Annotated in this window: 10 protein-coding genes and 1 pseudogene; 3 read left to right on the forward strand and 8 right to left on the reverse strand. The window is 64.0% G+C overall.

Translation table 11 applies throughout. The features are described from left to right. Positions 1–124 precede the first annotated feature (124 nt). The 6 genes and pseudogenes from JS541_RS11450 to JS541_RS11475 form a co-directional block, all read right to left on the reverse strand. Positions 125–649 carry a GNAT family N-acetyltransferase gene (locus JS541_RS11450; protein ID WP_214374640.1) on the reverse strand — a complete coding sequence of 175 codons (525 nt, stop codon included), beginning with the start codon at positions 647–649 and terminating at the stop codon, positions 125–127. A gap of 14 nt (positions 650–663) precedes the next feature. Further along, on the reverse strand, positions 664–3,900 hold the full coding sequence (locus JS541_RS11455; protein WP_214374641.1) for a UPF0182 family protein: 3,237 nt from the start codon (positions 3,898–3,900) through the stop codon (positions 664–666). Positions 3,901–4,066: 166 nt separating this feature from the next. Next, positions 4,067–5,356: a solute carrier family 23 protein gene (locus JS541_RS11460; RefSeq protein WP_214374642.1), complete on the reverse strand. Its 1,290-nt coding sequence runs from the start codon at positions 5,354–5,356 to the stop codon at positions 4,067–4,069. Positions 5,357–5,475: 119 nt separating this feature from the next. Then, positions 5,476–6,288 (reverse strand): histidine phosphatase family protein, encoded by an 813-nt coding sequence (locus JS541_RS11465; protein WP_214374643.1) that lies wholly within the window; start codon positions 6,286–6,288, stop codon positions 5,476–5,478. Positions 6,289–6,402: 114 nt separating this feature from the next. Continuing rightward, positions 6,403–7,101, reverse strand: coding sequence for a haloacid dehalogenase-like hydrolase (locus tag JS541_RS11470; RefSeq protein WP_214374644.1), 699 nt, complete (start codon positions 7,099–7,101; stop codon positions 6,403–6,405). A 212-nt stretch (positions 7,102–7,313) separates the two neighbouring features. Continuing rightward, a pseudogene (locus JS541_RS11475) lies at positions 7,314–8,312 on the reverse strand (4-hydroxy-3-methylbut-2-enyl diphosphate reductase); the annotation flags it as partial. 177 nt (positions 8,313–8,489) lie between these two features. Between JS541_RS11475 and JS541_RS11480 the strand changes: the two are divergent. Further along, positions 8,490–9,440, forward strand: coding sequence for an aldose 1-epimerase family protein (locus tag JS541_RS11480; protein WP_214374646.1), 951 nt, complete (start codon positions 8,490–8,492; stop codon positions 9,438–9,440). Between the two features lie 292 nt (positions 9,441–9,732). Here JS541_RS11480 and JS541_RS11485 read toward each other — a convergent pair whose 3' ends face one another. Together JS541_RS11485 and JS541_RS11490 are read right to left on the reverse strand one after the other, a co-directional pair. Further along, complete coding sequence (locus JS541_RS11485; protein WP_214374647.1) at positions 9,733–10,044, reverse strand: hypothetical protein; 312 nt, start codon at positions 10,042–10,044, stop codon at positions 9,733–9,735. Then, complete coding sequence (locus JS541_RS11490) at positions 10,041–10,709, reverse strand: sigma-70 family RNA polymerase sigma factor (protein WP_236036817.1); 669 nt, start codon at positions 10,707–10,709, stop codon at positions 10,041–10,043. Before JS541_RS11490 ends, JS541_RS11485 begins: the two co-directional genes overlap by 4 nt. Before the next feature lie 150 nt (positions 10,710–10,859). Here JS541_RS11490 and JS541_RS11495 point away from each other — a divergent pair, with 150 nt between their 5' ends. Beyond that, entirely contained in the window at positions 10,860–12,440 is a 1,581-nt protein-coding gene (locus JS541_RS11495) for a UDP-N-acetylmuramoyl-L-alanyl-D-glutamate--2,6-diaminopimelate ligase (protein WP_214374648.1), read from the forward strand. Positions 12,441–12,537: 97 nt separating this feature from the next. Continuing rightward, complete coding sequence (locus tag JS541_RS11500) at positions 12,538–13,536, forward strand: GNAT family N-acetyltransferase (protein ID WP_214374649.1); 999 nt, start codon at positions 12,538–12,540, stop codon at positions 13,534–13,536. Positions 13,537–13,578 lie beyond the last annotated feature (42 nt).

A 13,578-nucleotide genomic window follows, 5' to 3' on the forward strand; every position in this document is an offset into this window, starting at 1 on the left:
CCTTGTCCTCTTCATATCGTCATATTCACCGTACCGTCACGGCGCGTCGATCGTACGCAAACACACGAATCATACCCGTTCCCGCCGTCATCGAACGAACGGCGGGAACGGGCGAGCGGCAACGCTACAGAACGCGGTACCAGTAGCTCATGTCGTGAAGCGCGTCGCTGCCGGCGGTGGCCACGGCGGCGGGCAGCAGCCCGAATCGGGTGAAGCCGAACTTGCGCATGATCGCGACCGAGCCGGCGTTGTCGGCGTAGATGATGGTCGCGACGTGACGGAAGCCGCGTTCGCGGGCCGCCGCGAGTAGCCAGTCGACCATCGCGGTGCCGAGTCCCTGCCCGTGGAACCGCCCTGCGATGTAGTAGCTCAATTCGGCGATGCCGTCATAACCGGCACGCTGGTGGAACTTCGACAGCGAGCCGAATCCTGCGGTCGCGCGTTCGCCGGTCGTCGGATCGGTCACGTCGATGACGATGACCGGATACTTTGTGCGCGGGTTGTGCGAATCGACCCATGCACGGCGCGCCTCGAGCGAGACCGGTTCAAGATCGGCGGACGCTCCCCCGCGGATCACCGCCTCGTTGTAGATGTCGGCGATGGCCTGCACATCCCGCTCTTCGGCGGAACGGATCTCGTATTTCAACATGTCTGTCGTTCCCGTCACCGTTCGAGTTCGAGAGCCTTGTTGAGGGCTTCCTGAAGCTGCTTCTGGGCTTCGCCGTAGGCGGACCAGTCGCCGTTCTTCATGGCCGAGTCGGCGTCCTTCATCGCCTGCGCGGCGTCCTCAAGCGCGGCCTTGAGATCGGCGTTGGCCGACGACGAACCGTTGCCGTTCGACTGGCTGCCGGACGTACCGTTATCCTTGCCGCTGCCGTTCGTACCGGAATCCGAACCGCCGGAACCGCTCTGTGATGTGCCGTCGTTCGCATCCGTACCGCCGGTCGCGTTCTCCGCGTCGCCTGCGGCCGCGCCGGAATCGCCGCCGAACACCTGGTCGAGCGCCTCGTCGAGCGTGTCCGCGAACCCGACCTGGTCACCGAACGCGACGAGCACCTTCTTGAGCAGCGGGAACGAGGTCGAACCGCTCGATTTCACGTACACCGGCTGCACGTACACGAGACCGCCGCCGAGCGGCAGGGTGAGCAGGTTGCCGCGCACCACGTTCGTGGAGCCGGATTGCAGCAGGTTCAGTTCCTTGGACACGTCGGCGTCGGCGTTGAAGTTGTTCTGCGCCTGACCGGGACCGGGCACGTTGGAGTCCTTGGGCAGCTCCTGCAGTCGGAGCGTGCCGTAGTTCTTGCCGATCACGCCCTTCTCGGAACCCGCGTCCGAATCGACCGACAGGAAGCCAGTCAGGATCTCGCGCGTGGACGTGCCGGCGGGGATGTACGAGGAGGTCAGCGAGAAGATCGGCTCGTTCGTACCGCCGGTCTGCAATGTCAGGTAGTACGGCGGTTGCAGGATGTCCTTGGCCTGATCGGCCTCGGATTCGGTCGGGTCGACCGGCGTCTGCCAGAAGTCCTCGCCGGAGAAGAACTGGTTCGCGGAGGTCACGTGGTACTTGGCGAGCAGTTCGCGCTGCACCTTGAAGAGATTTTCGGGGTAGCGCAGGTGGCTCATCAGGTCGCCGGAGATCTCGGAGACGGAGTGGTACTGGCCGGGGAAGATCTGCTGCCATGCCTTGATGACCGGATCGTTCTCGTCCCACACGTACAGGTCGACCGATCCGTCGTACGCGTCGACGGTGGCCTTGACCGAGTTGCGAATGTAGTTGGCCTGCTGCGAGCCGAGCCCCTTGACGGTGTCCGACGTCTCGGTGGTCGAATCGGCGGTGGCCGAACCCAGATCGGTCATCTGCGAATACGGATACGCGTCGGAGGTCGTGTAGCCGTCGACGATCCACTTGACGCGGCCGTCCACCACGGCCGGGTACACACGGCCGTCGAGCGTCAGGTACGGCGCGACCTTGGCGACTCGCTCTTTCGGGGAACGGTCGTACAGGATCTGCGACGCGGAGGTCACACGGTCGGAGAACAGGATCTGGTCGGAGCCGAAACGGATCGCGTACAACAGTCGGGAGAAGATGTTGCCGACCGACGGGCCGCCGTCGCCCTTGAACGTGGTGGTCGCACCCTCCGAGCCGGTCGGATAGTCGAACTCCCACGACTTGGTGCCTTCCGGCGCGCCGACGATCGAGTATTCGGTCGCGTTCGGCGAGAAGTAGATGCGCGGCTCGTACTTTTCGGAATCCGTGAGCTTGCCCTGGGTGGGGATGCCGGACTCGAAGAACTTCGGCTGGCCGTCGGCGGTCACCTTGTTGCCATAGGCGGCGACGATGCCGTAGCCGTGCGTGTACACGGTATGGTCGTTGACCCAGTTGCGGTTGTCGAGACCGTCGAGGTCGAGTTCGCGTGCGGCGATCACGGTGTCCTGGCTTTCGCCGTCCACATCGTACTTGTCGACGGCGAGCGTGTCCGCGAACGTGTAGTACTGCTTGGACTGCTGCAGCTGCTTGAACGTGGGCGAGACGATCTGCGGGTCAAGCAGTCGGATCTGCGCGGTGGTGTCGGCCTCGCCGGACAGCGCACCGGACTCGCCCTTGGTGGTGGCCTTATACTGCTCGACCTTCACGTCGTTCAGACCGTACGCCTGCTGCGTGGCCTTGATGTTGCGCTGGATGTACGTCGATTCCATCTCCTGCGCGTTCGGGTTGACCTTGAAGCGCTGCAACAGCATCGGCCATGCGACGGTGAGCACCATCGAGACGACGAGCGCGGCGGCGATGGCGACGACCGGCGTGCGCCACGCCTTGAGCGCGGCCACGGCGCGAACGGTGGGTTTGGCCGGGCCTTCGAGCGCGTGCAAGCGCATGAGCCAGATGCCGAGGAAGATGCCGAGGATCGCGGTGATCGCGGCCATGATGAACGTGACCGGGATGGTGGCGTTGACGGTGGTGTAGGTCGCGCCGGTGATGCGGCTGCCCTGTTCGGTCAGGTGGGTGAACACGCCGAGCACCTGGCGGGCGGACCATGCGAGCATGTTGAGGATGAGCCAGATGGCGACCTGACGGCGGGCGCGCTTGGTGACGGCGAGGATGCCGCGGCCGTGCACGGGCATGGTGAAGCGGATGCCTCCCATGAGCACGTGGGAGATGACGGAGAACACGATGCCGACTCCGAGCAGCATGGACACGGCGGCGACCACGAGCTTCAAGCCGGGCAACACGAACACGTAGAAGCCGTTGTCGAGACCGAACTGCGGGTCGGTGGTGCCGAACGACTGCGCGTTGAACATGAGCAGCACGTCAGCCCAGTTCGCGTTGAACTGGGCGCCGAACACGGCGCCGACGATCAGGGAGACCACGACGGCGACACGGCGGGCGGTCTTCGAGGCGACGCCCTTGCCGATCTCGATCACGTCGCCGTTGATGCGGATCGTGGAGCCGTCGTCCGAATCGGGACGCGCGCGAATCGCGAGCATGGCAGAGACGAAGCCGGTCAGGGCCATGAGTAGCGCGTAGGCGACCCACAGGCCGACCTTGGTGCCCAGCTGCGTCCACACGACGCTTTGGAAGCCGAGCTGGCCGTACCACATGAGATCGGTGATGAACTGGGCAAGGCCGAAGAACAGGCCGACGATGACGACGAGCGCGAGCGCGACGCCGATGAGGATCCTCGAACCGCGGCTCACCCCGGGGATGGACGGTTGCTGCGCGATGCGTGGCGTGGCGTGGCGGCGTGGCGGCCGCGCTCCCGTACCGCCGTCATACGCCGAGGACGCGGCGTCGCCGTCCGCCTGGACGTTGAGGATCACCGGATCGTCGTCGCTGCCGTCTCCCCGGCGATCATCTTGTCGGGAGCCGTCGAACAATGGACCAAACGCATCGAAAAATGACATGTTCCCAGCGTAACGTCAGGTGCGGAACCGCTTATGCCCAGAGCTTGTCCAGAATCACCTGGCATGAGGGTCGCCATGCCGGAACGCAGGCGGAGCCGTGTGACTTGCATATGAATGAGGCTCCCTTGCGGGAGCCTCGGGATCGCGGATCATCGCATGTGTTCGGTCACAGGATGTCGGGATCGTCCTTGTCGATGGTGCCGGTGGCCTTGCCGATGGCCTTGAGGCCATGGTAGGCGACGAGGATCACGATCGTGCCGATGGCGATGCCGTTGAACTGGATGCCGCTGAACGCGAACTCGAACTGGCCGATGGCGATGATCATGACAATCGCGGCGACCATGATGTTGAGCGGCTTGTCGAAGTTGACCTTGTTCTCGACCCAGATGCGGATGCCCATCATGCCGATCATGCCGTAGAGCAAGGTGGTCACGCCGCCGAGCACGCCGGCCGGGATCGTGTTGATGATCGCACCGAACTTCGGGCACAGGCTCAGCAACAGGGCGAAGCCGGCCGCGCACCAGTAGGCGGCGGTCGAGTAGACCTTGGTAGCGGCCATCACGCCGATGTTCTCGCCGTACGTGGTGGTGCCCGAACCGCCGCCGAAGCCGGCGATCGCGGTGCCGAGGCCGTCGGCGAACAGGGCGGTGCCCATCTGGTTGTCGTAGTCGCGGCCGGTCATCTGCGCGACGGACTTGACATGGCCGACGTTCTCGGCGACGAGCACGAGCACGACCGGCAGGAACATCGGCAGGATGGAGAAGTCGACCTGCGGGGTGTGGAAGTGCGGCAGGCCGATCCACGCGGCCTTGCCGATGGCGGAGAAGTCGACCTGACCGCGGGCGCAGGCGTACACGTAGCCGACGATCACGCCGAGCAGGATGTTGAGTCGGCCCGTCAGCCCCTTGAACAGCACGGCGATGAGCAGCACGGCGATCAGCGTGACGAGCGCGGTGTCGGGCGCGGCCTTGAAGTTGTTCCACACGCTCGGCGCGAGGTTGAAGCCGATGATCGCGACGATGGCGCCGTTGACGACCGGCGGCATGATGATGTCGATCCACTTCGAGCCGGCGTAATGGACGGCCACGCCGACGAGCGCAAGCAGCAGGCCGGTGACCATGATGCCGAAGCTGGCGACGGCGGGTCCCTTGTGCGCGGTGGTGACGGCGGTGATCGGCGCGATGAAGCCGAACGACGAGCCGAGGTAGCTCGGCAGCACGTTCTTGTTGATGAGCAGGAACAGCGCGGTCGACAGCGCGGTGAAGAACAGCGTGGTCGACGGGTCGAAGCCGGTGAGGATCGGCACAAGGAAGGTCGCGCCGAACATGGCGACGACGTGCTGGGCGCCGATGCCGACGGTGCGCGGCCAGGTCAGGCGTTCGTCGGGTTCGACGACCTCGCCGGGGGCGAGCGTCTTGCCGTCGCCGTGCAGCGCCCATGTGAACAGGTTCTTCATAGATGAACTCCTTCGGTTCTCTCCGAGCGGGCGCGTTACGTCATGCGCCCGCGCATCGTGAGCCATTGTAACCTGTTCACCAGTCCTTCACGTTTCGGCTTGGAACCGCACGCCGCAGATCACAGATGCGGGTCGACGGCGTGCACCACGTCCACGAGGTCGCCGTTGGACAGGGTCGGCTTCTTGAACGAACGCCAGTCGGTCACCTGCACCTCCCATTTGCCGGTCTCCTCGCTCAATACCGGACGCGCGGTCTGCTCCCAGCGGAACCGCTTGTACGTGCGTCCGGTCGCCGGATCGCGCCGCGAATAATGCAGACAGGTGCAATTCGTGATCTGCCACTCACTCGATGCGGCCCGGTGCATGAACTCCTCGTCCGAGAGATCCTCGAGCACAAGCATGAGCGCGAGCATGAGGTCGCCGTGGCTGACCATCACCACCGACTGCGCGTCGGATTTGCGATCGAGCGAGGTGAGCAGGTTGTGCACGCGGTTCTCCGCCACATCGGCGATCGACTCGCCTGCCGGCGGCCGCCAGTACAACGGGTCCGTGTTCTTGAACATCCAGTTGCGCGGATAGTTGCTGCGGAAATCGTCCTTCGTGATCGTGTTGATCTCGCCCCACGAGCGCTCCCGCAGCACGCGGTTCTCCTCCCATTTCGCCTTCGGCAGAGCCATCGTGGCTGCCGTCTCGCGCGTGCGCACGTACGGCGAGACGAGATAGCGGTCGAACAGCTGCTGCTGGTCGACAAGCCAACGACCGATGCAGTCGGCCTGTTTGCGGCCGGTCGCGGTAAGCCTCCACGAGCGGTCGGGCACGGTCACGTTATCCTGCGTGTACAGCGAGTTGTCGCCGCGATCACCGGCGCTGATGATCACGTTCGCCTCGGATTCTCCGTGGCGGATCACATACAGGTCAAGCGGCATTCCCATAAGCCGCGCTCCTTTCGTCCATATCAGTCCCGTCCTTCGCCGGCGACGTCGCCCCCGACGACGCGTCCTTGCCATTATCGGTCAGACGAACGGCAGGAAGACGCCGAGGGATGGCTATTTGATCCGGGTGATCCTATCTCCCTTGACCATGTACGCCTTGCGGGACAGATCGATCATCGGCTGGTCGAATTTGCTGTCGGTATAGAATTCGTCGACCGGCACGTCGCCGAACAGTTCACGGAACCGCTTCGGCTTGTTCGTGTTGAAGTTCAGATAGGTGACCTCCAACGTATCCGGGTCGATCGTGGATGCGACCAGATGATGCACACCGAGCCTGCGGCATGCCTCGCCCACGGTCACATCGAACGAGGCCGTGAGGATCACGTCGTCGGGCTGCGGCCGGTACCAAGGTTTGATCCTGCGCATGTTGCGGTCCCAGAACCTGCTCACCAACGCTTCCAGCCCGCCGTTGAGCCGTTCCTCCCGGGCGACGATGCGTCCAGTTTCGACGTCGTGCGCGACGCCGTCCAGAATGGCGTCCAGATCGCCTGGCCGCTCTTCGGATTCCTCGCCGTCGCACAGGGAGTTTACCGTGCGCGAGCCGGCCAGATCGTGCAGGTATTTGCGGGCGATGTCGCCGACGCCGCGTTCCATCTGCTCGAGCGTGGCCTTGCCGAGCTTGTATTTGATCGCGTACCGCAGCACAGGCGCGATATGGCGGAACACCTTCGGATCGTAGCGCGCGCTGAACAGGTACAGGTCGAACAGACTTTCGCCGTCATAGATCGTGCCGTCAAAATCGAAAACCCGCATACCGCTCCCTATTCATCGATGAGGCCATCATAACGGACACGGTACGTGGCGCCGGCTTATCGTAGGCTAATGTTTCCCGCCGTTCGGCAACCGTTCATCTGCGCGTCAGACCCACCGCTTGCGGCGAAGGCTGCCGTCCGCGCAGTTCGGACGGCCGAGCCGTCAAACGGGAAGCACTGTGTGCTTCCCGTAGGCGAGGTGAGCGTGCGCGCCTATTGCGCACGCGAAGGCTGCCGGCGGAGTTCCGCTGGCAGCACGAAGTGCATGTTCTCCTTGACCGTCTCCACCGAGGACACGTCGGTGAATCCGCGCTTCTTCAACGTCTCGATCACGCCGGACACCAGTTCGTCGGGCACGGACGCGCCGGACGACACGCCGACCGCCTCCACGCCGTCGAACCACGCCGGATCCATCTCCGAGGCGTCGTCGACCCGATGCGCCGTGCCACGGCTCCCCAGCGCATCCTGCGCGACCTCCATGAGCCGCACGGAATTGGACGAGTTGGCCGAACCGACGATCACCACGCAGTCGGACTGTTCAGCGACGAGCTTGACCGCGGTCTGGCGGTTCGACGTGGCGTAGCAGATGTCCGAGCTCGGCGGCTCCTTGAGCCACGGGAACTTGGCCTTGAGCGCGGCGATCGTGCCGGCCGTCTCGTCGATGCTCAGCGTGGTCTGGCTGAGCAGCACGAGCTTCGTGTTCGGCGCGAAGTCCAGCGAGTCCACGTCGCCGGCGTGTTCGATCAGATGCACGTGCTCAGGGTTCTCCCCCACCACGCCGACCGCCTCGTCATGCCCCTTGTGGCCGATGTAGATGATCTCGTAGCCTTCCTTGACGAACCGCAGCACCTCGCGGTGCACTTTGCTCACCAGCGGGCAGGTGGCGTCGACCACGTGCATGCCACGCGCGGAGGCCTCGGCCTTGACCGACGGCGACACGCCATGCGCGGAGAAGACGACCGGGATGCCGGCCTGAGCTGCTGCGTCAGGGATTTCGGAGAGCTCCTGCACGAACACCGCGCCCTGCGACGCGAGCTCCTCCACGACATGTTTGTTGTGCACGATCTGACGACGCACATACACCGGAGGCAGCCCGTCCTCGCGCGGCGCCCGGGAGGCCTTGAGAATCGTATGCACGGTGAGAATCGCCCGATCCACGCCCGCGCAGAAGCCGCGCGGGTCAGCCAACACGATCCGTTTCGCCATATCGTCACCTTTCCTCTTATGTTCAGCCCCACTGTACCGTTCCTCATGTCCATGCCGAAATGGGCGAAATCGGATTCGATTTCGCCCATTTCGGCACATGCATCGCGCTAGACTGGATCGTTAGCGGTAACATCCGTTACCGGACACACGAAACCACACGGACCTCACTATGGAGTGATGCATATGACGAAGAACATCCCGCCGCGCACCGGCCAACAGTATTCCATCCACTACGGCGACTGGGCCGCAGTGATCACCGAACTCGGCGCGACGATGCGCAAGGTGACGTATCAGGGCAAGAACGTGATCGTGCCGCTCGGCCCCGACGACCCGGTCACCTGCTGCCACGGCCAGCTGCTCGTCCCGTTCCCGAACCGCATCGAGGCCGGCACCTACACGTTCGAAGGCAAGACGTACACGCTGCCGATCGACGAGCACGACCGCAACACCGCCATCCACGGCTACGGCTACCGCTCCTACTGGAAGCTCGAGGAGCTGACCGAGACGTCCGTCACCCAGTCGTGGCGCGTGCCGTTCCTGCTCGGCTACCCGTTCGACGTGATCGTGACCGCCAAGCACGAGCTGGACGCGGACGGCCTGCACATCACCGTGAGCGCGTACAACAACGGCGACACGGACGCCCCGTGGGCGCTGGCGATCCACCCGTGGCTCGACAACGGCTTCAACGGCTACGGCGACGAGATCGACGGCCACAACGCGCAGTGCCGCCTGACGGTCCCGGCCGACACGCATGTGACCGTGGACGAGAACCTCATCCCGACCGGCACCGAGCCGGTGGACGGCACGAAGTACGATCTGCGCGACAACCCGCTGCTGACCGACCAGCCGTTCGACGACGCGTGGACGAACGTGCGCCACGACGCCGACGGCACCGTGACCGCCACGTTCACCCGCCCCGACGGACTGGAGATCAAGGTGGGCGGCGACGAAACGATCACCTCGTTCCAGGTGTGCACCGGCACCGGATTCCCGGCGTTCCAGCACCCGGCCGGCACTGCGGTCGAACCACAGACCGCGTATGCGAACGCGTTCAACACCGGCAACGAACTGATCGTCATCAAGCCGGGCGAGACAAGCACGACCAAGCTGTTCATCAAAGCGGAGCAGCACTGAACATATCCCGCCGACGAGTTGCGAACGTCTGCGGGATATGCGATAATCCCGTAGGCTTATTAATCTTGAAGTAAAGGAGTCCATCATGGGCATGCGCGGACGTAAGCGCAAGGATCGTCGCAAGAAGGCCGCCAACCACGGCAAGCGCCCGAACGCCTGATCCAAGCCTGTTTCAGGCTGCGTGAATAACGCTAGAGAAGCCCCCGTGCCATACATTGGCAACGGGGGCTTCTCGCATTGTCTGATATTGTCCAGCCGACGCCCCCCGAATTGGGAGACTCCGACCGGCCGCTCATTCGTCCGTATCACAGCAGCAGTGGTCGAGTGTCTCGCGGAGGCGCCGCATCAGGCATTCGGGGGCGACCTGCGGGCGAAGATAGGCACGCATCGCTTCGATCAGCGCACGTTCGCGCGCATCGCAACAGGTGGCCGGGTCAAAGCATTCCCCCGCATCATTGCCGGCGCCGGACAACGCATCCGGCTGCACGCCGGGGTGCACGGCCGGATCGGGATGCACCGTAGTGACATGCACGTCGGCGCGAACCACCGTACCGTCCGCGGTCTGACGAGTCACCGAGATGTGACGCTCCACCTGCTCGCTCATGACCGCTCCTTATGTCCGAATCCGACCGTCTTCCTGCTCTCGTCTCCATTATCGCCGTTCGCACCGTGCTTCGCGGACAGTGAACCATGGGAGGGGCCCGAGTCCTTCACGTATCCGCGCTCGCGCGCGTATGCGGACAGATCGCGTTTGAGCTGCGTGCGCGCGCGGTTGAGCCGGCTCATCACCGTGCCGATCTTCACGCCCTGCTCGTCGGCGACCTGCTGGTAGGTCTTGCCGTCGATCACCGTGTCGATGAACACCTGCCTGCGTTCGGGAGGCAGCCGGTCGAGCGCGGCCATGATCTCCTGGGGCGCAAACGTGTCGAGATACTCGTCCTCGGCCGATTTCAGTCCCTCCGACGAATGCTCGGATGCCGAATAGATGTCCCAGTCGTCATATTCGCCGGTGGAGTCGTTGGCCCGTTGAGGACGGCGCTTAGCCTTCGCGTACTGGTTGAAATAGGCGTTGCGTTCGATCGTGGTCATCCACGCCTCGAAATTCGACCCCTCCTGGAACGAGTCGAACGCCTTGAACCCGCGCTCGAACGTGTCCTGTACGAGATCCTGCGCGTCGTCGGCGTTGTTGGTCAGTTTCATCGCCTGCCGGTACAGGGCGTCCACGGCCGGCATGGCGAGCCGTTCGAACCGCTCGCGTTTCGCCGCCATCTCCGGGGTCATACCGGGCGACGGCACCGTCCGCTCCCCCTCGTCCTGTGCTGCTGCCACCTTTTCGTCTGCCACGCCTCCCCATTGTAAGGGAGAACATGCCAGCCTCACGCTAAGATGACTAACGCGAATCGATAAGGAGTACACGGCATGACTTTGACGGTGCAATCGTTGACCCTGCAATCGGCGGCGGATCTTCTGTCCGAGCATCATCTGCTGCGCGAGATCATCGCTGACGGCCATTGGACGCTGGATCCGCGTGACATCGACGGGCACGATCGCCCGTTCGCCGATGTCACGTACGACACGCGCAAGGTCAGCGACGGAACGCTGCTGTTTTGCAAGGGCAACTTCAAGCCGGAGTATCTGAACGGCGTCGATGGGCGAGGCCTGGCCGCGTATGTGGCCGAGACCGATTTCTCCACCGCGACCCGCGCGCCCGGCCTGATCGTGGACGACGTGCGCAAGGCAATGAGTCTGCTGTCCGCCGCATTCTTCGGCCGGCCGCAGGACACACTGACCGTGATCGGCATCACCGGCACCAAGGGCAAGACGACGACCGCGTATTTCACGCAGGCGGTGCTCAACGCCTATTCCGGCGGCCGCTGCGCCCTGTTCTCATCCGTCGACAACTGCCTCGACGGCCATACGTACACCGAATCCGCGCTGACTACGCCGGAAAGCCTCGACGCGTTCCGCATGATGCGGCAGGCGCTTGACAACGGCATGCGCTATCTGGTGATGGAGGTCTCCTCGCAGGCGTACAAGGTGCACCGCGTCTACGGTCTCACGTTCGACGTGGCCGCGTTCCTGAACATCTCCCCCGACCACATCTCCCCGATCGAGCATCCGACGTTCGAGGACTATCTGCACTGCAAGCGGCAGATCTCGTACAACTGCCGCAAGCTGGTGCTCGGGGAGGACTGCGATCATGCCGATCTGATCCGTCAGGACGCGGGCCGGGCCGGCGTGCCGGTGGTCACGTTCGCGTTGCGAGAGAAGGTCTGCCAGAACGACGGTATCGACGTCGTCGCCACCCCCGACCCGCAGCACCCCGCACAGTACGTGTTCCACGATCACGGTGCGACGATCGGCGACTTCTCGCTCGAGCTTGAGGGCGGCTTCAACGCGGCCAACGCCGCGGCGGCGATCGCTTTGGCTCGTCAGGCCGGCGTGCCGCAGGATTCGCCCGCGTTCGCCGCGCTCGAACAGGTACGCATCTCGGGTCGCATGGAACATTTCGCGAGCGCCGACGGCAACATCGTCGCCTACGTCGACTACGCGCACAACTATGTGAGCACGAAGACGCTCGCCGAGTTCGTGCTGCGCAAGTATGCGGGTCGCGATCCCAAGCTCGTGCTGGTGACCGGTTCGGTCGGCGACAAGGCCGTGGATCGCCGTCAGGGCATCATCGACGGCGCGCAGGACAAGGTCGACCGGATCATCCTCACCTCGGAGGATACCGTCAAGGAGCCGATGCTCGACATTCTGAACGAGATGCGCGGCTACATCACCAACCCGCATGTGTCGTCCACGATCATCCTCGACCGGGCGCAGGCCATCGAAACCGCGGTCGACGAGGCTCGTGCCGATGCGGCGGCCGGACGTCTCACCGTGCTGCTGGTCATCGGCAAGGGCGAGGAGCAGTGGATCAAGGTCGGCGGCAAGCACGCGCTGTACGAGGGCGATGGCCATATCATCCGCCGCCTGTTCGGCATCGCGCAGGGCTGACGCCGCACGTCGCGCCAGTCCCAGTCGTTCCATCGACACACCGCCGCTGCACCGCGGCCCGTACTACACTCGTCACCAGTCAATCGCAAGGAGCATCATGATCACGCTGGAAGCCGTCACCCCCGAAGCCTTGGAAGCGGCCGCCGCCGAACACGGCATCAATCTTCCCATTGAACAGACCGCAGTATGGGCGGCATATCAGGCCGACATCGACGGGCGCACCCCGTGGGGCGCGTATCTGGTCAAGCGCGACGGCGAGACGGTCGCGTTCGTGTCCCTGATCGATTTCGAGACGCACGGTTATCACTATCTGCGTTCGGTGCATGGACCGGTCTGGGTCGCCAAGCCTTCCGAAGCCGAAGAACGCGACGTCATAGACGCCTTGGTCCAGACCGTACATGCCAAGGACAAAAAGATCGTGTTCCTACGCATCGACGCATGGTTCGAGGCGGGCACCGAACCCGTGCTGTCAACTGTCCCGTATGACCAAACCGTCATCGTTGATCTGACCGGCGGAGACGATGCGATCCTGACGCGCATGAAGAAGCGCGGCCGCCGCGATGTGCGCAAGGCGCTGCGCGAAAGCCCGGCGGAATGCAAGGACGAAACCGAACTGGCGGTCGCCGACTTCTCCGAATACTACGAGGTGATGGTCGAGACCGCGCATCGCGACGGATTCTCGCCCGCGCCGATGAGCGACTACACCGACATGATCACCGCACTCGGCCCCGACCATTGCCGCGTGTTCGCCGCCCGCATCGACGGGCGCGTCGTCGCGTGGGCGATCGTCACGGTGAACGGCGCCCATGCCGTGTACTACTACGCCTGCATGCGCACCGAGGTGATGCGCAACCTCGTGCCCGACAAGCTGCTGTACACGTTCTGCTGCGCGCTCGGCGCACGGGGCTGCACGCAGATCGATCTGATGGGCATCGGCAACGATTTCGCGCCGTCGCTCAAATCGCTGAACATGTTCAAGACCAAGTTCGCGGAAGACACCACGCAGGTGGCCCCGGCGCGTGACGTGCCGATCAAGAAGGTGTTCTACGGCACGCTGGCCGCCGTGCAGAAGCTGCGCAAGTCGCTGCGCAAGTAGCGATACCCCACTATGGCAAGGGGCTTCCCGTTTCCCGCGGTT

This window comes from Bifidobacterium sp. SO1 (assembly GCF_018555335.1).
Classification (GTDB): domain Bacteria; phylum Actinomycetota; class Actinomycetes; order Actinomycetales; family Bifidobacteriaceae; genus Bifidobacterium; species Bifidobacterium simiiventris.

What these genes read in the sequence shown, in the direction of transcription:
- JS541_RS11485 (WP_214374647.1), bottom strand. Translation starts at nt 10,044, where the DNA reads ATGAGCGAGCAGGTGGAGCGTCACATCTCGGTGACTCGTCAGACCGCG.
- JS541_RS11460 (WP_214374642.1), bottom strand. Translation starts at nt 5,356, where the DNA reads ATGAAGAACCTGTTCACATGGGCGCTGCACGGCGACGGCAAGACGCTC.
- JS541_RS11490 (WP_236036817.1), bottom strand. Translation starts at nt 10,709, where the DNA reads ATGGCGGCGAAACGCGAGCGGTTCGAACGGCTCGCCATGCCGGCCGTG.
- JS541_RS11465 (WP_214374643.1), bottom strand. Translation starts at nt 6,288, where the DNA reads ATGGGAATGCCGCTTGACCTGTATGTGATCCGCCACGGAGAATCCGAG.
- JS541_RS11495 (WP_214374648.1), top strand. Translation starts at nt 10,860, where the DNA reads ATGACTTTGACGGTGCAATCGTTGACCCTGCAATCGGCGGCGGATCTT.
- JS541_RS11500 (WP_214374649.1), top strand. Translation starts at nt 12,538, where the DNA reads ATGATCACGCTGGAAGCCGTCACCCCCGAAGCCTTGGAAGCGGCCGCC.
- JS541_RS11455 (WP_214374641.1), bottom strand. Translation starts at nt 3,900, where the DNA reads ATGTCATTTTTCGATGCGTTTGGTCCATTGTTCGACGGCTCCCGACAA.
- JS541_RS11470 (WP_214374644.1), bottom strand. Translation starts at nt 7,101, where the DNA reads ATGCGGGTTTTCGATTTTGACGGCACGATCTATGACGGCGAAAGTCTG.
- JS541_RS11480 (WP_214374646.1), top strand. Translation starts at nt 8,490, where the DNA reads ATGACGAAGAACATCCCGCCGCGCACCGGCCAACAGTATTCCATCCAC.
- JS541_RS11450 (WP_214374640.1), bottom strand. Translation starts at nt 649, where the DNA reads ATGTTGAAATACGAGATCCGTTCCGCCGAAGAGCGGGATGTGCAGGCC.